Source organism: Phocaeicola sp. ICN-14070, from assembly GCF_037892625.1.
Taxonomy (GTDB): Bacteria; Bacteroidota; Bacteroidia; order Bacteroidales; family Bacteroidaceae; genus Phocaeicola; species Phocaeicola plebeius.
This window is the reverse complement of sequence record NZ_JBBKBF010000015.1, coordinates 19,312-45,703: the sequence shown is the minus strand read 5'-3', so window position 1 is coordinate 45,703 and position 26,392 is coordinate 19,312. Positions and strand designations below refer to the sequence as shown.

At 41.7% G+C, this 26,392-nt stretch carries 15 protein-coding genes and 1 pseudogene; 14 read left to right on the top strand and 2 right to left on the bottom strand.

Going from position 1 to position 26,392, the window contains the following annotated elements:
* Positions 1-4 precede the first annotated feature (4 nt).
* Together WKT20_RS06470 and WKT20_RS06465 are read right to left on the bottom strand one after the other, a co-directional pair.
* Positions 5-1,222 carry an efflux RND transporter periplasmic adaptor subunit gene (locus WKT20_RS06470; protein ID WP_340417052.1) on the bottom strand — a complete coding sequence of 406 codons (1,218 nt, stop codon included), beginning with the start codon at positions 1,220-1,222 and terminating at the stop codon, positions 5-7.
* A 12-nt stretch (positions 1,223-1,234) separates the two neighbouring features.
* Positions 1,235-2,561, bottom strand: a pseudogene (locus WKT20_RS06465) (TolC family protein).
* Positions 2,562-2,703: 142 nt separating this feature from the next.
* On the opposite strand from WKT20_RS06465, the gene WKT20_RS06460 reads away from it, so the two are divergent.
* The 14 genes from WKT20_RS06460 to WKT20_RS06395 all read left to right on the top strand — a co-directional run bounded on the left by WKT20_RS06460 (position 2,704) and on the right by WKT20_RS06395 (position 26,383).
* Complete coding sequence (locus WKT20_RS06460; protein WP_117702291.1) at positions 2,704-2,922, top strand: DUF4492 domain-containing protein; 219 nt, start codon at positions 2,704-2,706, stop codon at positions 2,920-2,922.
* Positions 2,923-2,963: 41 nt separating this feature from the next.
* Positions 2,964-4,460 (top strand): cytochrome ubiquinol oxidase subunit I, encoded by a 1,497-nt coding sequence (locus tag WKT20_RS06455; RefSeq protein ID WP_340417051.1) that lies wholly within the window; start codon positions 2,964-2,966, stop codon positions 4,458-4,460.
* Positions 4,461-4,493: 33 nt separating this feature from the next.
* Complete coding sequence (gene cydB / locus WKT20_RS06450) at positions 4,494-5,645, top strand: cytochrome d ubiquinol oxidase subunit II (RefSeq protein ID WP_118026241.1); 1,152 nt, start codon at positions 4,494-4,496, stop codon at positions 5,643-5,645.
* A 157-nt stretch (positions 5,646-5,802) separates the two neighbouring features.
* Positions 5,803-9,816 (top strand): ATP-binding protein, encoded by a 4,014-nt coding sequence (locus WKT20_RS06445; RefSeq protein ID WP_340417050.1) that lies wholly within the window; start codon positions 5,803-5,805, stop codon positions 9,814-9,816.
* Positions 9,817-10,038: 222 nt separating this feature from the next.
* Positions 10,039-12,534, top strand: coding sequence for a family 43 glycosylhydrolase (locus WKT20_RS06440; protein WP_340417049.1), 2,496 nt, complete (start codon positions 10,039-10,041; stop codon positions 12,532-12,534).
* A 190-nt stretch (positions 12,535-12,724) separates the two neighbouring features.
* Positions 12,725-13,243, top strand: coding sequence for an RNA polymerase sigma factor (locus WKT20_RS06435; protein WP_195204301.1), 519 nt, complete (start codon positions 12,725-12,727; stop codon positions 13,241-13,243).
* Positions 13,244-13,371: 128 nt separating this feature from the next.
* A complete protein-coding gene (locus WKT20_RS06430; protein ID WP_340417048.1) occupies positions 13,372-16,509 on the top strand; it encodes a SusC/RagA family TonB-linked outer membrane protein in 3,138 nt (1,045 codons plus the stop codon).
* Positions 16,510-16,536: 27 nt separating this feature from the next.
* Complete coding sequence (locus WKT20_RS06425) at positions 16,537-18,333, top strand: RagB/SusD family nutrient uptake outer membrane protein (protein ID WP_340417047.1); 1,797 nt, start codon at positions 16,537-16,539, stop codon at positions 18,331-18,333.
* Positions 18,334-18,359: 26 nt separating this feature from the next.
* Complete coding sequence (locus WKT20_RS06420; RefSeq protein ID WP_022054037.1) at positions 18,360-19,532, top strand: DUF5013 domain-containing protein; 1,173 nt, start codon at positions 18,360-18,362, stop codon at positions 19,530-19,532.
* A gap of 36 nt (positions 19,533-19,568) precedes the next feature.
* Positions 19,569-21,035 carry an IPT/TIG domain-containing protein gene (locus WKT20_RS06415; protein WP_340417046.1) on the top strand — a complete coding sequence of 489 codons (1,467 nt, stop codon included), beginning with the start codon at positions 19,569-19,571 and terminating at the stop codon, positions 21,033-21,035.
* 16 nt (positions 21,036-21,051) lie between these two features.
* Positions 21,052-22,356: an alginate lyase family protein gene (locus WKT20_RS06410; RefSeq protein ID WP_022054035.1), complete on the top strand. Its 1,305-nt coding sequence runs from the start codon at positions 21,052-21,054 to the stop codon at positions 22,354-22,356.
* Between the two features lie 71 nt (positions 22,357-22,427).
* Complete coding sequence (locus tag WKT20_RS06405) at positions 22,428-23,816, top strand: glycosyl hydrolase family 28 protein (protein WP_195204310.1); 1,389 nt, start codon at positions 22,428-22,430, stop codon at positions 23,814-23,816.
* 14 nt (positions 23,817-23,830) lie between these two features.
* Positions 23,831-24,943 carry an alginate lyase family protein gene (locus tag WKT20_RS06400; RefSeq protein ID WP_340417045.1) on the top strand — a complete coding sequence of 371 codons (1,113 nt, stop codon included), beginning with the start codon at positions 23,831-23,833 and terminating at the stop codon, positions 24,941-24,943.
* Positions 24,944-24,949: 6 nt separating this feature from the next.
* Positions 24,950-26,383, top strand: coding sequence for a glycosyl hydrolase family 28 protein (locus WKT20_RS06395; protein WP_340417044.1), 1,434 nt, complete (start codon positions 24,950-24,952; stop codon positions 26,381-26,383).
* The last annotated feature ends 9 nt before the right edge of the window (positions 26,384-26,392 follow it).

Here is a 26,392-nt window from a genome sequence, read left to right as displayed (position 1 = left end):
CTCCTTATTTCTGTTTTTTCTTGTCACCTCCCGGAGGGCCTGGCATGAACGGGCTTCTTTCGCCGCCAGCCATTTCATCAGTATTGTTTTCGAAGCCTTTCAGTACGGTTTCTGTTACGATAGGAGTGCCTTCGCTCAGTCCTTCCAGAATTTCAGTATGACTTCCGTCGCTCAGACCGATTTTTACAGGATGTGCCGTGAATCCGTTGGCGTCCATAGTCCATACCTTGTGTGCACCTTCGCAGTCTGTAATAATCTTGTTACCCACCAATTGTTTTTCCGGTGTAAAACGCAATGCCTTGTTGGGTACCGTTATCACGTTGTCACGGGTATCGGTGTAAATGGTCACGTTGGCCGTCAGTCGGGGTTTCAGTTTCAAATCCGGGTTGTCGGCAGTAATTACCACTTCGTAAGTGACAACTGTTTCGCTGCTTGTACTGGTACTGCTTGAACTGCTGCTGTTTACACTACCCAGACGAATCTGATATACCTTTCCTTCGAACACGTCGTCAGGATATGCATCTACGGTAAAGGTAACTCGGGCACTGTCTTTTACTCCGGCAATGTCGGCTTCATCCACATCGGTTACTACCTGCATTTTTGTTAAGTCGGCAGCAATGGTGAACAGTGTCGGAGTCTCAAAACCGGAAGCTACGGTCTGTCCTTCTTCCACATCCTTGCTCGTTACAATACCATTAATCGGAGAAGTGATAGTGGCGTATGAAAGATTCCGTTCCGCTTTGGCTAAGGCTGCTTGCGTCTGTTCGTATGTACTTTTAGCACGTTCATAATCGTACACGCTTTGTTCGTAGTCTGTTTCACTGATCAGCTGTTTCTCGTGTAGTGCTTTGTTTCTCGTGTATAGTTTCTGCTGGTAGTCGTATTCGGCCTTGGCGCCGTTGTATGTAGCTTGCGCTGATTGTAAATCGCTGAGCAGCGTTACTTTATCCATTTCGGCTATCACTTCACCCTGCTTTACTACAGAGTTATAGTCAATATATATTTTGTCAATGATACCTGAAACCTGTGTACCGACCTCTACCTCAGTGACCGGTTCAATGGTTCCTGTAGCTGTAATGGAATAGCTGATATTTCCTCGTGTAACTTTTTCAGTCACGAAGTCTACCTTGCCCTGTGCATTCTTCTTTCCGAAAATCCAGAATCCTGCTACAGCCAGCACGAGTACGACACCGGCTGTCAAAATTATTTTTTTCTTGTTCATATTGTTTGGTGATTATAATTCAATGTCTTTTTCTGCATAAAAATCGAGTAATGTACGATTCAAAATAGCCATATACTTAGCCTGAACCCGTTGCTGCTGTGCACTGAGCAGGTTATTTTTCTCGGTCAGCAGTTCAACCGTATTTTTCATGCCCAGTCTGAACTGTTCACTGACCATATCAAAACTGGTCTGACTGCTTTTCAGTTTCACTTCGGCTGCTGCATAGTGCATCCAGCCAGAGCGTTTCAATCTCGGTGTAAAGCCCTTTTTGCTTGTCCTGCAAGTTCAGCAGCGAAGAGTTGTATTGGAACTGAGCTTTTTCTACTGCACTTTTAGTCTGTCGGTTATTAAAGATAGGTACACTCACTGTAAGGCCGATGATGTTGTTCCATCCGTATTTCATCTGTTGTGCCCAGTTGTTCTGACTTGCATTATTGGTTGTACTGGAAGTAGACGCCGACAGACTGATACTTGGATAGTAACCGCTTTTAGCAGCAGAAATAGCCAACTTGGAATTGTCAATACTCAGCTTGCTGCTTTGTATTTCCGGACGGTTGGTCAGTGCCGTTTGGTAAACCTCGTCTTGATTGGGGAGCAGCTGCATCACTTTTTCATCGTCAAGTACCGGAAGTTCCAGCTCCATTTCCATGTTTCCGTCCAGTTCCAGCATTTGCTTCAGTTGAAGTTTATAGTTTCTCAGTGAGCTTTCGGAGGTTACCAGCTGGTATTGGTCATTACCGACCTGTGCTTCCAGTTGGGCCAAATCTGCTTTCGAAATACTACCCTGATTAAAAAGTTCTTTAGCGCGTTCATAGGTAGCTTTACTTACTTCCAGCGTACCCTTATTAATGTTTACTGATTCATCTGCATACAGAATCTGCAGGAAAAGTTTGGTAATCTCTTCCTTGAGCGTATTTTCCGTTTCGGCTACGGTCAGTTCCGCTATTTCCTGATTCTTCTTTTGCTGTTTGATGTTGTTCAGGCGCTGTCCGCCGTTCCATAATGTCCATTGTGCAGATAAACTGTAGCTGCCGTTATAGGTAGTTTTATTGTTACTGCTGATGATTTCAGTACCACTGACTGTGGCGCTGTTTTCCTGATAAGGACGATTCACAATGTTGTGTCCGGTGTTGAATGAGAGGCTTGGAAAGAGTGCAGCCTTTGCTGTCTTTACATCCACTTCGCTTTCCTGTAAGGAAATCTTGTTCTGCTGTAACTGGATATTTTTCTCCAGCGCATAGTTTATGCAATCTTCAAGCGACCAGATTTGTTTTTCCTGTGCATTTGCCGACAAGAAAGTCGCGAGCGCGGCGAAGAAAATGAGTTCTCTTTTTTTCATATTTCGTTTAATTTTTACATTGCAAATGTATTTCATAATAAAAAAAGAGGCAAAATAGATAGATTTACCCACAGAATATCTCGATAAACCCTTGTTTTTTCCCGATAAAGTATTTACTTTGTAATCATTATAAAAATAGACTATGATTAAAAAGAATCTCATTCGTGTTTTTTATTTTTATCGTGATGGTTTTCGGGAGATGACTTGGGGACGTGTCCTTTGGGCGATTATCCTGATAAAGCTTTTTGTCATGTTTTTTGTGCTGAAACTGTTTTTCTTCCCTTCCTTCCTGAAAGGAAAGACGGAAACCGAGAAGCAGGACTATGTGGGCCTGGAGCTGACAAACCGGATGGCAGAATAACTATACCTTATTTATATTAGTAACTGATAAAGTAATTTCTTATGCTTGAAACAATCGACACTTCAATGATTGACTGGTCGAGGGCACAATTTGCCTTGACCGCCATTTACCATTGGCTGTTTGTGCCGCTGACTTTAGGGCTGGCTGTGATTATGGCTACAATGGAGACATTGTATGTACGTACAGGAAATGAATTCTGGAAGCGTACGGCAAAGTTTTGGATGAAACTGTTTGGAATAAACTTTGCCATTGGAGTGGCAACCGGTTTGATTCTGGAGTTTCAGTTTGGTACGAACTGGAGTAACTATTCCTGGTTTGTAGGTGACATATTCGGTGCTCCACTGGCCATAGAAGGTATTTTAGCCTTCTTCATGGAAGCTACTTTTGTGGCTGTCATGTTTTTTGGATGGCACAAGGTGAGTAAAGGTTTTCATCTGGCTTCTACCTGGCTTACTGGTTTAGGAGCCACTATTTCGGCCTGGTGGATTCTGGTGGCTAATTCCTGGATGCAGTATCCGGTAGGAATGGAATTTAATCCGGAAACCATGCGAAATGAAATGGTTGATTTCATGGCAGTGGCCTTCTCGCCAGTGGCAGTGGTGAAATTTTTCCATACCGTATTAAGTAGCTGGATGCTCGGAGCCGCTTTCGTCATCGGAGTCAGTGCCTGGTACCTGATTCGTAAACGCGAAAAAGAATTTGCACTTGCCAGCATGAAGGTGGCAGCGGCAGTCGGATTGTTTGCTGCCCTGGTAACAGCCGGTACAGGCGATAAGTCCGCATATCAGGTGGCTCAGGTACAACCTATGAAATTGGCCGCCATGGAAGCGCTTTATGAAGGAGGCACGCATGAATCTCTGACGGTGGTAGGTTCCATCAAGATACCCGAAATGCTTTCTTTCCTTGCTACGCATAGCACGGCAGGATATGTGCCGGGTATCAACAACCTGCTGGAAGGAGGCTATACATTACCTGATGGTTCAACGGCTCTTTCGGCAGATGAAAAGATGGTGAATGGTAAGAAAGCTATTACCGCACTGGCCGATTTCCGTCGGGCAAAAGAAGAAGGCGATGAGGCTTCCATGCAGATTGCACGCAGTGCCTTGAAAGAATACATGCCTTATTTCGGCTACGGATACATTCAGAACAAAGAAGACCTTGTACCTCATGTAGGTCTGCTTTTCTGGTCTTTCCGCGTGATGGTAGGGTTAGGTATGTATTTCATACTGTTCTTCTTGGTTATTTTATTCCTCGTATGGAAAAAGCGGCTGGCAGAACTCAACTGGCTGCACTGGATTTCCTTGTGGAGCATTCCATTGGCTTACATTGCCAGCCAGGCAGGATGGATTGTGGCCGAGATGGGACGTCAGCCTTGGACGATTCAGGATTTGCTGCCCGTCAATGCGGCGGTGTCAAAACTGGAAACAGGCTCCGTGCAAACCACTTTCTTCATTTTCCTTATCATGTTTACCGTGCTGCTTATTGCCGAAATCGGTATTATGGTAAAAGCCATCCGTAAAGGTCCGGACGAAAAATAAACTAACCGATACATCATTTTAAAACCGAAAAATATGGATTCAACTTATATATTCTTGCAGCATTACTGGTGGTTTCTGGTTTCCTTATTAGGAGCCTTGCTGGTCTTTTTGCTGTTCGTACAGGGAGGAAACTCCTTGCTCTATTGCTTGGGACGTACCGAAGAAGAACGTACGTTGCTGGTCAATTCCACCGGACGTAAATGGGAATTTACCTTTACCACTCTGGTCACTTTCGGAGGAGCCTTCTTTGCTTCTTTCCCTTTGTTTTATAGCACCAGCTTTGGAGGAGCTTACTGGTTGTGGATGATTATTCTCTTCAGTTTTGTGCTTCAGGCTGTGTCCTACGAATTTCAGTCGAAACTCGGCAACTGGTTGGGCAAGCGTACCTATCAGTTCTTCCTGGTGCTGAATGGCATTGTGGGGCCGCTATTGTTGGGAGCGGCTGTCGCTACCTTCTTCAACGGATCCAACTTTGTGGTGAGCAAAGGAAACCTTACCGATGAAATGATGCCGGTCATCAGCCATTGGGGTAACGGATGGCATGGGCTGGATGCGTTTGCTGACCCGTGGAATCTCATTTTAGGATTTGCGGTGCTCTTCCTTGCCCGCTTGCTGGGAAACCTCTACTTCATTAATAATATCCGTCATGAGGCGTTGAATGCCCGTTTCCGCCGTCAACTGATAGCCGATGCGGTGCCATTTCTTGTATTCTTCCTGGCATTTGTGATTCGCACTTTACTGAAAGACGGGTTTGCAGTAAATCCGGAAACGGGGCAGATTGTGATGGAAGCTTTCAAGTATTTCCATAACTTTATAGCGATGCCTTATCTGCTGGTGCTGTTCCTGTTAGGCGTAGTCGGGGTGTTGTATGGCTTGGGAAAAAGCATTTTCTGTAAGACCTATACCCGCGGTATCTGGTTTGCCGGTGTGGGTACAGTACTGACGGTACTGGCCTTGCTGTTGGTGGTAGGTTATAATCATACCGCTTATTATCCTTCTACAGCCGATTTACAGAGCTCACTGACCATCGCCAACAGCTGCTCCAGCCAGTTTACTCTGAAAACCATGGCTTATGTATCTATTTTAGTTCCTTTTGTACTGGCCTACATTATTTACGCATGGCGTGCCATCGACCGCAAGCCGCTGACCATGGAAGAAATCAAAGAAGACGAGCATAGCTATTGATTCATGCCGTCTGTAACAGCGTATAATACACCGTCGTCCGAAGCAGAAAATCGGACGACGGTTATTTTTTTTTCAGAAAAATGCAGAAATCTCACGTAAAAATCTTTTCTGGTTCGTATATAGCTTTATACATTTGTAATTATTGAAGCTTGAAGATATGAAAAGACTGATTTTAACCGTACTATATGTTTTCCTGTGTTTGGGGATGCAGGCAGCCGCTTCTTTCCCGTTCCGCCATATCGGTATTCGTGACGGACTTCCCGACAATTATGTGAAAAATGTATTCGGGCTTCCCGACGGACGTTTGGGAGTGCGTACGACTTCTTTGCTGAGCTTTTACGACGGAAAGAACTTCATCAACTATCCGTTGTGGAAGGCTCCGGTCTATGGCATTGACCAGGAATCAGTCATTCCTCTTCAGTACCTGGATGCCGATGGAAGAATCTGGCTGAAAGAAAAAGGAAATTTGAAAATCTTTGACTTGGACAAGAGCGGATTTATTCAGCCGGATACGCTATTAGCCGGATGGGGCGTAAAAGAAAAGATTTCAAATGTGTTCATCGATTCCAATCTTCACGCCTGGCTGGTGACAGCTTCTCAGCGTGTACTTCTTTATGATACAAAGAACCATCAGTTGCAGACCATAGGAGAAGACCGGCATTTCCTGAATGGAAATGGTACGCTGATGGCAGTGGAGTCATACGGTAATGTGAGCTGGATGCTGCATGAAAGCGGTTTGCTGCGTGCCTATGACCGGAATCAGAAGAAATTTATCCGGCAGGAAACCTTCTTGTTAAACCGATTGAAGAGTGACCAGCAGGTATTAATCCGGATGCTGGACAGCGGTGACTTCTGGATTGCCTGGAATGAGGGTGCAGGATTTTATATGTGTGCCACGCATGAGTGGAAAGAAATCCCTATACAGCCTTCAAAATATATTTGCATAAACTCTTGTGATGTGGATAAGTCGGGAAATTTATTCATAGGCACTACTAGGGATGGAGTTTATTTTATTGATAAATATAACCTTTTTGTATTGTCTGCTGATCCTTTCTTATCCACATTGGAGGGAAGAGGAGGTACAAATGTACACAGCATATATGTAGATAAACAGAGTGGAACCGTATGGGCTGGATTGTTTAATAGAGGACTGGCTTATTTTCATTCCAGTATGAATAATTTTACGCTTTACAATAAAAGTAGAATAAAGGGAGACTGGGAGAGTGAAGACGTGTTGTGCATGCTTGAAATGGAAGATGCTTCTATTTTGATAGGAACTGATAAGGGACTTTATCAGCTTTCTTCAGATAGAACGAGAGTAACTTGCCCGTATAAAGAGCTATCTACTCAGTCTTTTCGTGTGGCATTCAGGGATTTGAAAGGCAGAATCTGGTTAGGAACTTATCCGGAAGGACTTTATTGTATTGATAATGGAAAATTGTCGCATTATAAATTCCCGGCGCGTAAAGACATGGAGGTGAATGCCATTCGTGCTGTGGTGGAAGACGAACAAGGAAACTTGTGGGTTAGTGTAGTTGGGGGAGTCGGATTGTTCGACCCTCGTACGGGTGAGTTGAATTTGCTGAGAGATAAACATCCGGAGTTAGCTCGATTCAGAATCGCCAATGCACTGATATTAGATTCTTCTGGCAGATTGGTGGTGGGGGCAGACAATGGAATTTATTTTTATGATATAAAGAAGGATAGTATTTACATTCCCGGAGATACAAAGGAGAATGATCCGTTTCAGATTTTAGCAGGCGAGAAATACAATTGCATGTTGAACGATAGTCGCGGATTGCTGTGGATGGGTACCCAGTACGGAATAAAAGTGCTTTCGCCAGACCGGAAGATTGATGTGTTGGGAGAAGAGCACGGATTTGAAAATCTGACCATTCAGGCCATGCAGGAAGATTATAATAACGAGGTATGGATTACTACTATCAATGCATTGTATAAGGTAAGTGTAGCGAAAGAAGGCGGACAGAATGAGTATCGTGTGGTTTGCCTGGACCGAAATCATAGTCGTGAATGGGATGACTTGTATGAGTTTTGTTCCATGCGGACCCGAAAAGGAGAACTTTGTTTTGGAAGGATGGATGGATTTTATTTGTTTTCTCCTGAAAATGTGGTGTTTACTCCTTGTGTTATTTCTCCTTTGTTTACCGGATTCCGTTTGTTCAATGAATCGGTTTCGTGTGGAGAAGAATATCATGGAAGGGTTTTGTTTGCTCAGTCAATCGACAAGGTACGGTCGGTAACACTGAATTATGATGAAAATTTCCTGACCTTTGACTTTTCCAGTTTGAATTTTGTAAATCCTTCGCAGACTTATTTCCGTTATCGTTTAGAGGGAGCTGATAAAAAGTGGAATGAAATAGTTTCCGATAAGGGGCAGGGAAGCGTAGTGTATAATAATTTGTTGCCGGGTGAATATACGTTTCATGTGATGAGTGCTGGAAACGATCATGTATGGAGCCCGGAATCCATTTTTCAAGTGACAATTCTTCCGCCATTTTGGGCTACGGGTTGGGCTTTTGTACTTTACTTTTTATGCCTGATAGGGGTAGTCATTCTAGGAGTGAGGTATGTGTATCGGAAAAATAATCAGAAACTGATTCGATTGAAAGAACAGCAGGCAGCCCAGCAAAAAGAGGAGCTGAATCAGTTGAAGTTCCGGTTCTTTACCAACATCAGTCACGAGCTTCGAACTCCGCTTACTTTGATACTTACTCCATTGGAAGTACTTCGGAAGAAGGTGAGCGACGAGCAGGTACTTCGTCAGCTTGATACGGTCTATAAGAATGCACAAGAGCTATATACCCTTGTCAATCAGTTGCTCGATTTTCGTAAGATGGAAATGAAAATGGAAAAACTTCATCTTACCGCTGGCGATTTGGAAGAGTTTGTGTCAGCATTGTATGCTAATTTTCAACCCTTTGCCAAGGAAAAGCAGCTGGATTTTCGTCTGGAGCTTTCAGCAGCTCATTGGTATATGAATTTTGATCATGAAAAGTTGCATCGTATTCTCAATAATCTGCTTTCGAATGCATTCAAGTTTACGCCGGAAGGAGGGCGTGTAGTGCTTTCTTTGTCAGCAGAGGAAGTTGAAGGGCATTCTTTTGCCAATATAACAGTTTCAGATACAGGAATTGGCATATCAGATGAGGCATTGAAGCATATTTTTGAGCGCTTTTATCAAGTACAGCATCCGGACGACAGCAAGGTTGGAAGTGGAATTGGGTTGCATTTGGTGAAGGAATATGTAGAGTTACATGAGGGAACGATTCGTGTAGAAAGTCAGCTGGGAAAAGGAACGTCCTTTATTGTACGAATTCCGATGGATTTGAAGATGTCAGAAGAAACAACTTTAGCTTCGGATACTTCCGATGACCGGAAAAAACTTTTGATAGTGGAAGATAATCAGGACTTCCGTCATTTCCTCAAGGAGCAGCTTTCAGAAACGTATCAGGTAATTGATGCACCAGATGGAGAAGAAGGAGAGAAACTTGCTGTCGAACAGAATCCGGACTTGATTATCAGTGATATAATGATGCCGAAAGTGGACGGGCTGGAGTTGTGCCGCCGTATCAAGCACAACGTACAGACATCGCATATCCCGGTTATCTTGTTGACAGCCCGTAGTGGAGACGAGGCAAAAATCAGCGGTTATGCGGTTGGGGCAGATTCCTATATATCCAAACCTTTCAGCTTTGATGTGCTACTGGTGCGTATCAAGCAGCTTATCGAGCAGCAGGAAGGGCGTAAGAAAGAATTCCGTAGGACGTTGCGTGTCAATCCTAGTCGTATTACGATTACTTCAATTGATGAACAATTGATTCAGAAAGCGTTGAAACTGATAGAAGAGCATATCGATAATTCGGAATATAATGTAGAACAACTTAGTGCAGATATGGGAATGAGTCGCATGAATCTTTACCGTAAGTTGCAGGCTATTACCGGACAGACTCCGACGGAATTTATCCGTACCATTCGTTTGAAGCGGGCTGCCCAACTTCTTCAGGACGGAAAACTGAATGTGTCGGAAGTGGCCGACCGGGTGGGATTCAGTTCTTCCAGCTATTTTACCAAGTGCTTTAAGGAGCAGTTCGGCGTATTGCCTACGCAGTATTCCGAGACAGATGAGCCTGGTAAAACAGATGAAAAATAAGGCTTCCAAAAACGTAAGTGCGTTTAGGTTCAAACGCAAGTTCGTTTTATTTGAAACGCAAGTACGTTTTGATTAAAACGCAAGGACGTTTGAGTTGAAACGCACTTGCGTTTTTTAGTGAATATATGGTTGTTTGTTTTACACTTTTTATTATCTTTATTTTCAGGCTTTAAGGAGAAACTTTTATATTTGTATATTCTTAATACAAATCTGATAAATACCATGAAAAAACTATTTTTGCTGGTTGTGCTTCTTATTTCTATGGGGACTGGAATATGGGCGCAATTTCCCAAGGCAATCTTTCCCGGTGATTATCCGGACCCTTCTATCCTGCGCGACGGGAAGGATTACTACATGACGCATTCTCCTTTTTGTTATGCTCCCGGATTGCTTATCTGGCATTCCACTGATTTGCTGCACTGGGAGCCGGTCTGCAGAGCATTGTCTGAATATGAAGCTTCGATTTGGGCACCCGACCTGCTGAAATACCAGAACCGTTATTACATTTATTATCCCACATCTACGGGTGAAAACTATGTGATTTATGCCGACAATATTCGCGGTCCGTGGAGTAAACCGGTAAAGCTGGATGTAAAAGGCATTGACCCCGGTCATGTGGTAGGAGAAGATGGAAAGCGTTACCTGTTTACCAACAACGGCTGGATTACCCCTTTGAGTGATGACGGACTGAAAGTTACCGGAAAGAGCCGGAAGGTGTACGACGGTTGGGAATATCCGGCCAACTGGGTTACAGAGGGGAAGGATATATACCTGGAATCTCCCAAGCTACTTTATAAAGACGGATATTATTACATGATGTCGGCCGAAGGAGGAACTGCCGGACCGGCTACCAGTCATATGTGTGTGGTGGCACGTTCCAAATCGGTGTTCGGTCCGTGGGAAAATTCCCCTTATAACCCCATTGTACATACTTACAGTGCCAGTGAAAACTGGTGGTCAAAAGGTCATGGCACCCTGATAGATGACGTAAACGGCAATTGGTGGGTGGTGTATCATGCTTACGCTAACGGCTACCATACGTTGGGACGCTCTACCTTGATTGAACCGATAGAATGGACTAGCGACGGATGGTGCCGTACCCAACAAGACGCCGTCTGGTTAAGCGAAAACAGACAACCGGAATGGAAGATGGAACTGTCGGATGATTTCAGTAAACCGGAATTGGGCCTTCAGTGGACGTTCTGGAAGGAATATGCCCCCAAGGCTTTGACATTTACGGAAGGAGAAATGCAGGTGAAGGCCAAGGGACGCACTCCGACAGACGGTCGTCTGCTGCTAGTTACAGCTATGGATAAATGCTATGAAACGGAAGTCGAAGTGAGGTTGGGAAATGGAAACATCGGAGGCCTGCTGCTGTACTACAATGAAGAAGCCTACGCGGGAGTGTCATCCGATGGAAAGAATTTCACGGTGTACAGGGGAGAGGAAAACCCTCTGACGGTAGCCAATAAAATAGGTAAAAACTTCCGGGTGAAACTGCTGAATCAGGGAAACCGCCTGAAAATGTCGGTCAGTGCAGATGGAAAGTCCTGGGAGGTGCTTGCTCAGAATGTGGATGTTGCTCGTTTGAATCACAATGTGTATAAAGAATTTTACGCTTTGCGTCCGGCCTTGTTTGCTGCCGGAAAAGGAAAAACAGGTTTCCGCAATTTCCGTTATCGGAATGCTATTCCCGAAGAAAAAGACATGGGAGCCTATCTGATGGTTTTCCATCGGGATGAAACACACGGTTTGTATATGGCAGTAAGTCGTGACGGATACACCTTTACGGCAGTCAATGAAGGAGAGCCTGTGCTGGCCGGTGACACGATAGCCCAGCAGCGAGGTATCCGTGACCCTCATATTTTCCGTGGACCGGATGGTGCCTTTTATTTAGCTATGACCGACCTGCATGTATTCGGTTTGCGCGACGGTTATCGAAAAACGGAGTGGGAGCGCGGACCGGAATACGGCTGGGGAAATAACCGGGGACTTGTATTGATGAAATCCTGGGATTTGATTCACTGGAACCGGGCAAATATCCGTTTCGACAAGCTTTCTGCCGGATTGAGTGAAGTTGGTTGTGTATGGGCACCCGAAGTGGCATACGATGACAAGAAAGGCAAACTGATGATTTATTACACCATGCGTTTCAAGAGTGAGGCCAACAAATTGTACTATGTGTATGTGAACGATGATTTCAATAAGATAGAAAGTACACCACAGATTTTGTTTGAGTATCCGATGGACGGTGTGTCTGCTATTGATGGAGACATTACCAAGGTAGGCGATAAATATCATTTGTTTTATGTGGCACACGATGGTGTAGGTGGTATCAAGCAGGCGGTGTCCGACCGGATGAACGGTGGTTATGTGTATGATGCCCGCTGGTATGACTTTGAACCCAAGGCATGCGAAGCCCCCAACGTATGGAAAAGGATTGGAGAGGACAAGTGGGTGCTGATGTATGACATTTTCAGCATCACTCCTCATAACTTCGGTTTTGCAGAAACCTCCGATTTTGTACATTTCAAGAACTTGGGGCACTTCAATGAAGGAGTCATGAGAACCACCAACTATACTTCGCCCAAGCACGGAGCGGTGATTCATCTGACAAATGAGGAAGCTGACAATCTGGAGGAATACTGGAAAACGCATCAGCGGAAGTATGCTCGTGAAACATTCCTTCGCCAGCAAGGCCAACACACCGATAAATGAGAAATAATAAATAGTAAAAATGTAAAGTAACAACGTAACAGGAAGCCGCAGGAATACTCTCAGAGGGTGTTCCTGCGGCTTTTTTTGTCTTTCAAGACTCTATTGTTACAAAATTTATAGTTCTTGTTACCTCCTTTTTATTCTATTTGTATATATGAGTGTATTTTTGTGTACAGAAAAACAAAAAGATATGAAAGACACTTCATCACATATTACTGTTCAGTTTCTGACGGAGACATACACGACTTACAGGCCACTGGTGTTTCGTTACATTTCTTATAAATTGAACGGTTGTTTGGAAGCAGAAGACTTGGTGCAGGATGCTTTTCTCCGTTTGCTGGAATATCGTTCCATGCTTCGTCCTGAAACTATTCGCTCGTTTCTTTATACGATAGTTCGCAATATTGTCATTGATTATCTTCGTCATCAATATAAAAAGCAGGAAGTTCTGTCGTCCCTGCAAGACGAAATTTCTAATTCAGTATGTGATATAGAAAATACAATCATAGCAAGAGATATTAGACATTTAGAATTATCTGTCGTAAATCGTCTTTCAGGTAGGAATAAAGTGGTTTATTATAAATCTCATTTTGAAGAAAAGACAGTATCTGAGATAGCGGTAGAGCTGAATCTTTCTAGACGTACAGTAGAAGGATACTTATTGTCGGGAAGGAAGGTGATTCGTGAGTATATAAAACAATGTATATAAGATTAGTTAATTTTTAATTTATGAAAAATGATTCTTTGTTTTTATCCAAAAAGGTCTTTTTCTCAGCAGTAATTGCTTCTGCGCTTTTTTGGGGAAATGAGAGCCCGATGTATGCTGAAGTGCAAAGTATGCAAACAGTAATGCAGTCGGTGGTTGTAAAAGGACAGGTGGTAGACCTGAATGGTGATCCTGTTATTGGAGCAAGTGTACTTGAAAAAGGTACAAATAATGGGGTGATAACGGATATAGATGGCAACTTTACATTGAAAGTTGCCAATCGGAATTCGGTTGTGGTGGTATCGTATTTGGGATACAAGGCCACAGAGGTAAAAGCTTCAGATAAAAAAATTAGTCAAATTACTTTGAGAGAAGACAGTGAGATTTTGGATGAAGTGGTGGTAGTTGGTTATGGTACGCAAAAGAAAGCAACTCTTACAGGTTCTATTGAGCAGGTTAATGGAAAAGCATTGGAAAGTCGGGCTGTAACCAATGTGGGACTTGCTTTGCAAGGACAGACTCCAGGTTTGACTGTAACTCGTACTTCACCACGTCCAGGTAATGAAGATATTAGTTTTCAGATTCGTGGTACTACGTCTGTTAATGGTGGTTCTCCTCTTATCATAATTGATGGAGTGCCTGCACTGAACAATCAGTCTTTCCAGAATATGAACTCTGATGATATTGAAAGTATCTCTGTGTTGAAGGATGGTGCGGCATCTATTTATGGTGCTAAAGCAGCAAATGGTGTGATTCTTGTCACAACCAAAAAAGGTAAGGGAAAATTGACTGTGGATTATAACTTCAATATGCGTTTTAATACCTTGGGTATCACTGGATATTCTTCTACAATGCAGCAGTATGCTCAGATGTGGTTAGCAGCCAATGATGAAGAAGAAGTTGAAGACTGGTGGGCTTGGGTTTCAAGAGAAAACATGGAAAAAATGGCGCAAGGTATTGAAGGTATTTATCCTACACAATATTATGGCGATATTTTTATTGGAAATGCCAACCGTATTGATGAAATGTTTGCAACCAGATTTTCTTATCAGCATAATTTGAGTTTGTCTGGAGCAACCGATAAATCTGATTATCGTATATCTCTTGCCTATGCAGACAATCAAGGAAACTTGGCAACAGCGTATGATGGACAGAAGCAGATTAACCTTCGTTTAAATTATGGAAATCAACTGACGAAATGGTTGAGACTTGAAACAGCGGCCAGTATGATTAAAACAGATACAGAAGGGCCTTCTGTGGGATTGGATGCTTCATTGTATGCACAAGAAATGCCTTTATTCCCAGCTAAGAACCCGTATGGACAATGGTATGCAGATTATGGAACTGTGGGTGACAGACAGCCGGCTGCTGCTACGGCAGATGGGGGACGTGATAATAAAACTTCTTTGATCAGCCGTGTGGATGTAAAAGCGATTGTAGATATTTGGAAAGGCTTCTCGTTTGAAGGTATGGCTTCTTTCCAGAATGAAGAATTTAGAAGAGAACGTTATGTTGTTCCTGTACAGACATACGACTGGTTTGGTAATCCTGCGGAACAAGTGGTATCAGTAACAAAACCTACATTAAGTACTACCGATCCATCTAATTTGGCTCATAATAATCCTGGTTATCTGACTGTAGCAGAAAACTACTTTTATCAATATTATTCTGCATTGTTGAAATACAAGAATAAATTTGGTGACCATAGTGTGTCGGCCATGTTGGGTATCAACGCAGAAAAAAATCAGGTGAAGAAAGTGGCTGCCGGTCGATTGAACTTTACGAATGATGGAGTGTATGACTTGAATGTGGCAGATAGTGATATGATGGGAACCAGTGGTGGAAAATATCATAATGGTACTTATTCATACATTGCTAAAGTGAACTATGACTATCAGGAAAAGTATTTGCTGGAGTTGATGGGACGTAGAGATGGAAACTCCAAATTTGCAGATGGGTATCGTTTCCAGAATTATGGCTCATTCTCTTTAGGATGGGTATTTACTCAGGAAAAATTTTTACAGCCTATCACTTCTTTCATAGGACTTGATTTTGGTAAAGTACGTTTGAGTTATGGTACTTCCGGTAATGATGTCGGACTTGGAAATTATGATTATGTTTCTACTATTAATCAAGGAACAGCTGTGTTAGGTTCACCGGCAACATCGGTTATTGCCACTTCATTGAATAATTCCGGTTTGGTTAGTTTGACTAGAACATGGGAAAGAGTTGAACAGAAGAACATTGGTGTGGATTTGAATTTCTTAAACAACCGCTTGGTGTTTAACTGGGACTACTTTATAAAAGAAAATAAAGGAATGCTTTCATCAGTTTCTTATCCTTCTGTGTTGGGAGGAACAGCTCCGAAAACCAATAGCGGACATTTAAGAGTGAGAGGTTGGGAAGTTGCTTTAACCTGGCGTGATAAGGTGAAAGATTTCAATTATTTCGTATCTGTAAACTTGAGTGATTCCAGAAGTAAGTTGATGGATTTGGAAGGCGCTGATACTTTTGTAGCGGGTAAGAATGCTACGTTAAATGGCTATCCTTTGAATGCCTGGTTCCTTTACAAGACAGATGGTTATTTCGCTTCACAGGAAGAGGTTGATGCATATTATGCAAAATATGCTAATAAAGGTGGTGATATGGCTTTATTACCTTATGGTAGTCAGACGGAGCTTCGTCCAGGAGATATTAAGCGCGTAGATATGAGTGGAGATAAGTGCATTTCAGCTGAAGGTGGAGCTTCAAGTGACTTGATTTATATGGGAGATGCAAATCCACATTATATGTTCGGTATTTCATTGGGAGGCGACTGGAAAGGTATTGACTTCAATGCTTTATTCCAAGGAGTAGGAAAACAGATGATTATGCGTCAGGGCTGGATGGCTTATCCGTTCTCTGCGGGCTATACAAATCAGAATCCAAGTTTCTTAGGTAAGACATGGACTGAAGAAAATCCTAATGCGGAATATCCTCGTCTGACAGTGTATAAAGATAGAGCTGCATGGAACTATTTGAATAATGATTTTATGCTTCAGAATAACCGCTATATTCGTTTGAAATCTTTGGTTATTGGTTATACATTGCCAAGAGTATGGACGTTAAAAGCTAAAATGGAAAAAGTAAGAGTTTATTTCTCAGGTAATGACCTTTGGGAAGCTACCAGCATTAAAGACGGTTTCGATCCGGAAATGGGAGAAATGGCTCAGAATACAGGGTATCCGTTTGCAAGAACATGGTCATTTGGTGTGAATGTTACTTTTTGATAGATATAATAAATGATAATAAAGAATATGAAGAAAATATATGTTTCATTGCTGGCAGGTTTAATGTTGGGATTTACAAGCTGTGCTGATACTTTTCTTGACCTTGAACCTTTAGACCAACGTACAGACGTGATTTATTTTGGAAAAGCTGCTGATTTTAAGGATTATGCATCTTCTTTTTATGGTCAGTTGTTAGGATGGCGCACTCCGTATGGAAGTTTCTCTATCTATAATTATATGGATTCTTCGTCTGATTTGTCATCTAATTTTCTAGCATCTTCCGATTTAGGTCGAGGCACTATTGTGGTTTCTTTAAAAGACGATCGATGGGATAAATGTTATAATTATATCCGTACGGTAAATATATTGTTGAATAAAGCAGAAACTTATTCTGGAAATAAAGACGAAATTGCTCAATATGTATCAGAGGCTTATTTCTTTAGAGCTTACAATTATTTTATGCTGTTGAAGACTTTTGGAGGAGTTCCTATTGTGAAAACAGTGTTGGATACTGATTCACCAGAACTGACAAATGCTCGTAACAGCCGGTATGAGGTGGTAGATTTGATTTTGTCAGATTTGACTGAGGCAATTAAAAATCTGCCTCTTGAGCAAAATTTGTCAAGTACTGATAAAGGACGCGTGACAAAAATGGCAGCAGAAGCTTTTAAAGCACGGGTTTTGCTTTATGAAGCTACCTGGAGAAAATACAATGGGGCATCTACAGATTTTAAAGGTTCTGCTGGACCTGCTAAAGATCAGATAAATGAGTTCCTGGATGAGGCTATTACTTTGTGTGAGGATGTGATATATAATGGAGGTTATCAAATCTGGAATCAGAACAGTAATACTAAGATTCCTAATCAAAGCAGTTATTTCTTGTTTAATTTGGAAGATGAGGGAAGTAACCCTGCAGGTTTGACTAAATCTTCAAACAATGAATTTATATTGTATGGAGTGTATGATTATATTTTGCGACAAGGTGGGGTAAATTTAAGCCATACGGTAGCTTCTATGATTCCAAGTCGTAAATTTGTGGATATGTTTTTATGTACAGATGGTCTACCTATTAAATATTCAGATTTGTTTCAAGGATATCATAATACGGGAGATGAGTATAAAAATCGAGATTACCGTTTGATGAACTATACCAATCAGGGAGTTGATCCTGAATCTGGATCGGTTGTTTTGGATAGAGGATTGGCAGGATATAATTGTTCTAAATTTTATTCTCATAATTATCCGGCATATCGAAAAGAGAAAGAGGAGTCAGCCAATTATCCGGTGTTACGTCTGGCTGAAGTGTTCTTAAATTATGCAGAGGCTTGTTATGAACGTAATGGAAAGGTGACTGATGAACAGCTTTCTGGTATTAATCAATTGAGAGCAAGAGGTGGTGTAAAGGCGCTTACCAATCAGTTTATAGAAGAATGTCAGGCAAAAGGATACGAAATGGATATGCTTTCGGAAATACGACGTGAAAGAGCTTTGGAATTGTTTATGGAAGGATTCCGTTTTGACGACTTGAAACGTTGGGGAATAGCAGAGCAGGAATTAAATCAGTCTCGTTTAGGTATGGTTGTAGGTGGAAATGGCTATGAAACAGAGTTTAAGGCTGCAGATGGAACCATAAAGACGGCAATGTATAAACCAGGAACTTTCCCCTGGGGAGAAGAAGAAGTGGAAACAGGTGATGGAGTTTTGAATTGTGTAGTAATTAGTAGCAAGTCTAATCATTCATTCGCGAAAAAACATTATTTGTGGCCTATTCCTCAGCAACAGATTAACTTGAATTCAAATCTGGTTCAAAATCCTGGATATTAATAAAAGTAATAGTAAAATAGATTAATATGAAACATAATATGTGGAATAAAATAGTAAGATATTTTGCGTGTGCATTGGCTGTTTTCTCAGCAGTGGGCTGTGAAAAAGATGCAAATATCAAGCAGTATGTATATCCCGTACCGGAAGTAGAGAAAATCTCTCCGGACGCAGGATATGTGACTTCTCAGGTAATTATTTACGGAAAAAACTTTGGAGACAGAACAGAAGCTGTAAAAGTTTTATTCGGAGGTATTGAAGCTGAAAATGTTTTATCTTGTAAAGATAACTGCATTGTAGTGGAGGTTCCGGAAAAAGCATTGACTGGTGATGTTGAGCTTACAGTATGGACAAATACGGTGGTTGCTGGTAAGTATGAGGTATGGGCTTCTCCTGTAGTTTCTGAGTATACTACGGCTTCAGGTACTGTAGTGGTAAATCCTGGTGATGAAGTCGTTATAAAAGGTGAGAAGTTTGGAAAGTCGGAAGAGGATGTATATGTGACTTTTGGCGGAGTGAAAGGAGAAGTGACTTCGTGGTCAGATACAGAAGTGAAGGCTGTAGCACCTGCTGATTTCCCGACTGGTGCATTGGTTCTGAATGTAAATGGGTTAGACATCAATATTGGTGGTATCTTGAATCCTACGAAGAAGGGTGATGTGACGATTGCCTATCTGAAGAACTATGAGCAACCATTTAAGATAGACCCGAATATGACGGATGCACAAAAGGGTGTTTCTGCTTCAGTTTGCTTACCTGCAGATTGGATTGTAAATGAAGCAGGACGTTCTGCATTGAACAATGGTGCTACGGAGAAAGTAGCTGGTTTGAATAATGATAATCTTATCCTACAGGCAGGCTGGGATTGGGGTGATTTTACCAATGGTAAATTGTATCAGACCACAACTTTACCTAAAGGTAGTTATAAATTGACTGTCAACTTTAAAGAATATGGAGTGAAGGCTGGTTCTTCTTTGTATTTTGCTGTAGCTGCTGGTAATGAGGTCCCTGATGTAGATGATGTGACAAGTAATTCAATAGCTTATCATGACTTTGGAACAGGTGAGAATAAAACACCATCGGAATGTGTGATAGAGTTTGAGATTACGGAGGACACTCAAGATGTTGCATTAGGATTTGTGGCATCATTTAGTGCAAATAGCTGGTTTAGGGCGACTGGACTGAAATTGGAATTGAAATAATAAACCAGAATTTTATTACTTAATAAAGAATAGATTATGAAAAAAATATTATTTGTTTTACCTTTTCTGATGCTGGCATTCTTGTGGGCATGTGACGACGATGCAGAAATAGTACGGATGGAAAATCCGGATCCCAATGCGACTATTACTTCTGTTTCTCCTCAGAGAGGATTGGTAGGTACTGTAGTGACAATTGCCGGAACAAACTTTGGAGCAGCTTCGCAGCTTGTGCAGGTGTATTTTACAGGAGTTGAGGAAAGTGTTCCGTTATTAAGTTGTGAAGATAAAGAGCTTCAAGTGGCCGTACCGGAAGGAGCTCAAACTGGTCCTTTAACAATCGTAGTGATGGATCAGAAGATTGTGACAGATCTGGAGTTTGCTATAACTCCAGATCCGGAAATGGCTTCCGTATCTGTTCAACAAGGCTATGCAAGTGATGAAATTGTGATTACTGGTAGTAATTTTGGAACTACGGTGGAAGATGTCCGCTTGTATTCTGTGATAGATGGAGAAGAAATTGAATTTGAGATTCTTTCATGTACGGATACGGAAATCAAGGCTAAAGTTCCTGCAGTGTCTGAATTTGGGCAGTTTGATTTGAATCTGTCTGTTTTAGGCAGAAGTGCAGTGAATAAATTGTCATTCACTTACTTGGAACAGGCTGCTATAACTTCTGTTACGGTGGAAAATCCTTTGATTGGAGAGTTTGTTTTTGCAGGTGATAACGTAATTGTAAAAGGTACGGGTTTTGGAACTGTAGCTGATGAGGTAGAAGTTACAATGGGTGGATTGGCTGCCACTGTAGTTTCATGCACAAATGAAGAAATTAAAGTTCAGGTGCCGGACGGATTTGCTGGAGGTGCAGTTACAGTAACTCGCAACAATCGTCAGGCAGTTTCAGAGAAGGAATTGCAGATATTGGCTCCCAATACGGATATATCTAGTTCGGTCTTGAAAAATTACAAGCAGCCGTTTGCGGTAGATCCTGACTTTATATCAACTATTGGTGGACAACATATTGATAATTGGTCTACTCCGGCAGAATGGGTTGTAAGTGATAATGTGAAAACGCTTTCTAAGGATGATTATATTTATGGAGGATTGGCTTTTGATAATACAAGTAATACATTTTTGTGTATGCAATATTCAACAGCATGGGCTGGACCTGCTACAAAAATAAATAATGGAAAGATGTATCAAGTTATTAATTTGCCAAAGGGAAAATATAAGTTTATAGTAAATTTAAAAGAGGCATATTTGGCTTTGAATAATAAGTTGGAGATTGTTTGTGTTGAAGGAGAAACAATGCCTGATGTTGGTTCTGCAGTGGAAACTAAAATAACATTAGGAGGAACTGAATATAAGAATCCCTTTGTAGAAGAAATAGAGTTTGTTGTAACAGAACGTTCTTCTTGGACTTTAGGCCTTGTTGGAAATATTGTAGATAGTAATGCAAACTTTAAAGTAACGTCCGTTTCATTAAGTTATTTAGGTAGTGAATAATAAAAAGATGAAGAGTATGAATAAACTGTTTTTTATAGCAACTGTAGGTTTAGCATGTATTACCTCTGCTTGCGGAGACGATATTGATCCGATTGAACGTGATTGGATAACAGAAGAAGAGGAGGTTGAAGAAATTCAGCATAATATAGAAATTAAAGATGAAAGTGTAGCTTTTGTTCACCCGGGAATATTACATAGCCAAGAAGATATTGACCGTGCAAAGAATAATGTAGCTTCTCAGACATCTCCATGGATAGACGGATGGAATGCATTGATGACGAATAATCATTTTACAGCTCCGTATAATGGAAGCTTTCAAGGTATTTCTGTAACTCCAAATGCAACAGAAAAGTTAATTCGAGGTGGAAATACCATTTGGGAGTCTGAACCGGATAACTATAATAATGCAGCTAATCAGGCTCACGCTGCATATCATTATGCGTTGGCGTGGAAAATAACAGGAGATGAGGAGTATGCTAAAGCTGCTGTTAATATACTGAATGCGTGGGCTACAACTTGTAAATCGTTGAATGGCGACTCTAACGTATCATTGGCTGCCGGCTTATATGGTTATCAGTTTGCAAATGCTGGAGAGTTGATGAGAGACTATGCAGGATGGGGGGCTGATAAATTTGCTGCTTATCAGAAATGGATGGTCGATGTATTTTATTCTATGAATCTTGATTATTTGACCAGACATCATGATGCGGATATAATGAACTATTGGGCAAACTGGGATTTGTGTAACCTTGCTTCAATCTTATCAATCGGAATTTTGGCTGACCGACGTGACATTTATAATGTAGCGGTAGAATATTTGCTGGAAGGTGAAGGCAATGGATGCCTGAAAAATACAATAGTTCATGTGTTTGATGGAGATGATGCCGGATTAGCTCAGATACAGGAGTCTGGACGTGACCAGGGTCATGCTACTCTTGTGATAGGTCTATTGGGAATCATTGCCCAGACAACTTGGAATCAAGGGGATGATTTCTTTGGATACAATGATAATGTGATTTTAAAGGCAGCTGAATATTCTGCTAAATATAATGTGGCAGGATTGGATGTCCCATTTGTAGAGTATTATAATCGTGTACATGGTTGGCATACAGAGGTCTCAGCAGATGCCCGTGGTACTCAACGACCGATGTGGGAGGTACTCTATGGACATTATGCAAAAGTTAAAAATGTGGAGCCTAAATGGACGCAATATACGTTGATGGGAGTCAATCAGATGAGACCAGAACCAGGTGCTCAAACCGGAGATGGTGGTGGTACTTATGACCTTTTAGGCTGTGGCACATTAATGTATGCAAGATAAATAAATTTGATTGTATTGATGACAGACTATCATGGAAAGTGATAGTCTGTCTTTTAAATTGAAGGATTGCGATGAAGAAGATATTTTTTATATTGTTACTTTTGATATGTGGAGGGGGAATTAATGCCCAGCTTTATACATATCCGGAAGGACTTCGTACCGGACTACCACATAATGATGACTTTACAGTGAGAGTCAGAACAAAAGGTGGAGAATGGAAAGAGACCTTTGAGTATAAGGTTCAGGTGGATATGGACCGGGTGACAGATGCTTCAATGGTACAGTTTGACATGGATGAACCGGTGGAAGTGATGGTGAAGAAGAATAACGGCATGATTCAGCAGGTGGATATTCGTCCGTATTCCAAAAACATAGAATACAAACAGGTGAAAAATTGTATTTTTTTTACTTTGGATAAGCCTCAGTACCTTTCTGTAGAGTTTAACGGAGACCGTTTGAACAATCTGCATCTGTTTGCCAATCCGGTAGAAACGGAAACTTATAAGGAAAGCTCAGAGGGCGTGATGTATTTTGGACCGGGTACGCATCGTCCGGGAGATTTGCCGAATAATCAAATCCGGATTCCGAGTAATACGACTGTATATCTGGCACCTGGAGCCGTAGTGGAAGCTAAATTGCTGGTTGATCATGCGGAAAATGTACGGATTATAGGGCGTGGTATTATTTACAAGGCTATTCGGGGAATTGAGGTGACAGACTCGAAAAATGTGTATATTGACGGGATAACAGTGGTGAATCCAGATCATTATTCTATTTTTGGAGGTGGTTCAAAAGGTATTACCGTGCGAAATTTTAAAGCCTTCAGTTGTAAGGGCTGGTCGGATGGAATTGACGTGATGAGTTGTCAGGATATCGACATAGAAAATATTTTTATGCGTAACAGTGACGATTGCCTGGCTTTCTATAATCACCGTTGGAACTGGTGGGGAGGTACCAATCATGTAAATGTGCGAAAGGCAGTACTTTGGGCAGATATTGCTCACCCGATTAATATTGGCGGGCATGGTGACCCCGAATCGGAAGTAGGCGAGACTATAGAGAATCTGACATTCAGAGACATTGATATTCTGGAACAGGACGAGGATGATTATCCTTATCAGGGTTGTATGGCCGTGGTTTGTGGAGATAAAAACCTGGCTCGGAATATTTTATTTGAAGATATACGCATTGAAAGCATACAAGAGGGGATGATGTTTAACATTCGGGTAAATTACAATCCTAAATATGACAAACAGCCCGGTAGGGGAATTGACGGACTGACTTTCCGCAATATTACGTATGATGGTATCGGAGAAAACAAGTCTGTGATTTTTGGTTTTGATGAGAACCGGAGAGTAAAAAATGTGACTTTTGAAAATATTGTCATTAATGGCAAGAAAATGAAAGACACAAAAGATTTTGTAAAGAACGAATTTGTAGATAATATTGTGGTGAAATAAATAGAGGAAGGCTTATGAGAAGATTTGTTGTCAGTATGTGGCTGTGTGTGTTATGTACCGTTTTGTCAGCCCGTAGTTTTACACATCCTGGTGTGCTTCATAACTTGAAAAGTTTTGAGGTGATGAAACAGCAGATAGAGAAAAAAATAATGCCAGCTTATGGGTCCTGGATGATTTTGAAAGCACATCCTTGTTCACAGTTTGATTATGAATTACGTGGCCCTTATAAGGTGATTTCTCGTGACGGGGAATATGCTTATACCAAAGGTAACATGGAGCGGGATTTCAGTGCTGCTTACCAGAATTCTCTGATGTGGATGCTTACGGGTGATAAAAGACATGCGGAAAAATCGCTGGATATATTGACTGCTTATGCCGATACGTTGCAATACATTCCGGAAACGAATGATGCACCTTTATTGGCTGGCCTGGAAGGTATGAAAATTGTATATGCGGCAGAAATTTTAAAATACACATATAAAGAAGCTGATGCGTCTTCTTTGGCCAAAATCAGTAAGATGATATTGACAGTCTTTTTGCCGGTGTTAGAGAATTTTTATGCGTGTGAGCCGTATACTAACGGTAACTGGGGACCTGTAGCCACTAAAACTTACATGGCTATTGCCATTTGGTCGGATAATGTGCAAATGTATGAGAAGGCAAAAGACTTTTACCTGAATGCGCATGATAATGGTACGATAAAGAATTATATCAGTGGCGATACCGGACAGTGTCAGGAAAGTGGACGTGATCAGGGACATCCGCAATTAGGGTTGGGGGCAATGGCTACAATTTGTGAAATGGCCTGGATTCAAGGAGATGATTTGTACTCGGCATTAGACAATCGTTTGCTGAAAGGATATGAGTATACGGCCCGGTACAACTTGGGGTATGATGTGCCTTATGTGGTGTGGAAAGATATTACCGGTAAATATTCTGACTGGCAGTCTATCTCATCCCATTCCCGGGGAAGCTTTAAACCGGTTTATGAGATAGTGTATAACCATTATGTGTTGCGTAAACACTTGGAAATGCCTTATACAAAGGAAGTCTTGGATAAGATACGTCCGGAAGGATTTGAGAGAGATCAGCCAGCTTTTGGCTCGTTGTTGTTTTGGAATAAATAAAGTTTTATGTTACGTTGGTTATTGAGTGTCTTATGGATATGCGTGCTGACAGGGACAGCAACTGGGGCGAAAGTGGAGGTAGCTGGGGCACCTCAAGGCATCTCCTTGAACAATGACTTTACAGTCAAAGTCCGTCCGGAAGGAAAAAGTAAGTGGGTGCTTGTGCCCACTTACCTGGTGAAGGTGGATGAGGTGCGTGAGACGAAGCACCATGTGGAACATGCTTCCATGGCTACCTTTGATTTTTCGGAAAAGGTGGAAATTGCAGTGACGTATAATAAAGGAGAGATTGATTCGGCTCGTGTACGTCCGTTGTCATACGATATTCCTTTTACGATAGAAGGGAATACGCTTCAATTTTCATTAAAGAAACCGGCCAATCTTTCGGTGGAAGTGAATGGAGATATTTTTCATAACCTGCATTTGTTTGCCAATCCCTTGGATACATTTAAGGTAGACAAAAAGAATCCGGACCTGATTTATTTCGGACCCGGAATTCATCATGTTGAAGGAGGAGAATTTCGTATTCCTTCCGGTAAGACGGTCTATGTGGCCGGTGGAGCCGTAATGATGGGACGGATGCTGATTGAAAATGTGCATGACGTGAAATTGCTGGGCCGGGGCATCATTGATCCGAGCGTGAAGATGGGTATCCGTATCGCTAATTCCCGTAATGTGTATGTGGAAGGACTGGTAGCTACACAATGTGCTACGGGTGGTTCGGACAGTGTTACCATTCGAAATGTAAAAGTCATCAGTTATTTTGGTTGGGGAGATGGGATGAATGTGTTTTCCAGCCGGAACGTATTGTTCGACAGGGTATTTTGCCGGACATCGGATGACTGTACTACGGTGTATGGCACACGATTGGGATTTGAAGGACCAAGTTCGAACATTACCATGCAGAATTCTACGTTATGGGCCGATGTGGCGCATCCTATTTTTATCGGGATTCATGGAAATGTGGACAAACCGGAGATTTTGGAGAATCTGAATTATGTGAATATCGATATTCTGGACCATAAGGAGAAGCAGTTGAACTATCAAGGTTGTCTGGCTATTAATGCGGGCGATGAGAATCTGATACGGAATGTGCGTTTTGAAGATATACGCATTGAAAACTTCCGACAGGGGCAGTTGGTGAATCTTCGTATATTCTTTAATGAGAAATATTGCAAGGCGCCGGGAAGAGGGATTGAAAATGTGGTGTTCAAGAATGTGTCGTACACCGGTAATCGGGCTGAGATTTCCGTGATTGAGGGATATGATGCACAGCGGAAGGTACGGAACATTCGTTTTGAAAACCTTCGCATAAATGGTCAGATTATCTCTGATGATATGCCGGGAAAACCGAAATGGTATCATACGGGAGATATGGCACGAATTTATGTGGGTCCGCATGTAGAGGGTGTTTCTTTTTTGAATACTTTTGAGAAATAAAAAGAGTTG

What these genes read in the sequence shown, in the direction of transcription:
- cydB (WP_118026241.1), top strand. Translation starts at nt 4,494, where the DNA reads ATGGATTCAACTTATATATTCTTGCAGCATTACTGGTGGTTTCTGGTT.
- WKT20_RS06400 (WP_340417045.1), top strand. Translation starts at nt 23,831, where the DNA reads ATGAGAAGATTTGTTGTCAGTATGTGGCTGTGTGTGTTATGTACCGTT.
- WKT20_RS06420 (WP_022054037.1), top strand. Translation starts at nt 18,360, where the DNA reads ATGAAACATAATATGTGGAATAAAATAGTAAGATATTTTGCGTGTGCA.
- WKT20_RS06415 (WP_340417046.1), top strand. Translation starts at nt 19,569, where the DNA reads ATGAAAAAAATATTATTTGTTTTACCTTTTCTGATGCTGGCATTCTTG.
- WKT20_RS06425 (WP_340417047.1), top strand. Translation starts at nt 16,537, where the DNA reads ATGAAGAAAATATATGTTTCATTGCTGGCAGGTTTAATGTTGGGATTT.
- WKT20_RS06410 (WP_022054035.1), top strand. Translation starts at nt 21,052, where the DNA reads ATGAATAAACTGTTTTTTATAGCAACTGTAGGTTTAGCATGTATTACC.
- WKT20_RS06440 (WP_340417049.1), top strand. Translation starts at nt 10,039, where the DNA reads ATGAAAAAACTATTTTTGCTGGTTGTGCTTCTTATTTCTATGGGGACT.
- WKT20_RS06460 (WP_117702291.1), top strand. Translation starts at nt 2,704, where the DNA reads ATGATTAAAAAGAATCTCATTCGTGTTTTTTATTTTTATCGTGATGGT.
- WKT20_RS06470 (WP_340417052.1), bottom strand. Translation starts at nt 1,222, where the DNA reads ATGAACAAGAAAAAAATAATTTTGACAGCCGGTGTCGTACTCGTGCTG.
- WKT20_RS06395 (WP_340417044.1), top strand. Translation starts at nt 24,950, where the DNA reads ATGTTACGTTGGTTATTGAGTGTCTTATGGATATGCGTGCTGACAGGG.
- WKT20_RS06445 (WP_340417050.1), top strand. Translation starts at nt 5,803, where the DNA reads ATGAAAAGACTGATTTTAACCGTACTATATGTTTTCCTGTGTTTGGGG.
- WKT20_RS06455 (WP_340417051.1), top strand. Translation starts at nt 2,964, where the DNA reads ATGCTTGAAACAATCGACACTTCAATGATTGACTGGTCGAGGGCACAA.
- WKT20_RS06435 (WP_195204301.1), top strand. Translation starts at nt 12,725, where the DNA reads ATGAAAGACACTTCATCACATATTACTGTTCAGTTTCTGACGGAGACA.
- WKT20_RS06405 (WP_195204310.1), top strand. Translation starts at nt 22,428, where the DNA reads ATGAAGAAGATATTTTTTATATTGTTACTTTTGATATGTGGAGGGGGA.
- WKT20_RS06430 (WP_340417048.1), top strand. Translation starts at nt 13,372, where the DNA reads ATGCAAACAGTAATGCAGTCGGTGGTTGTAAAAGGACAGGTGGTAGAC.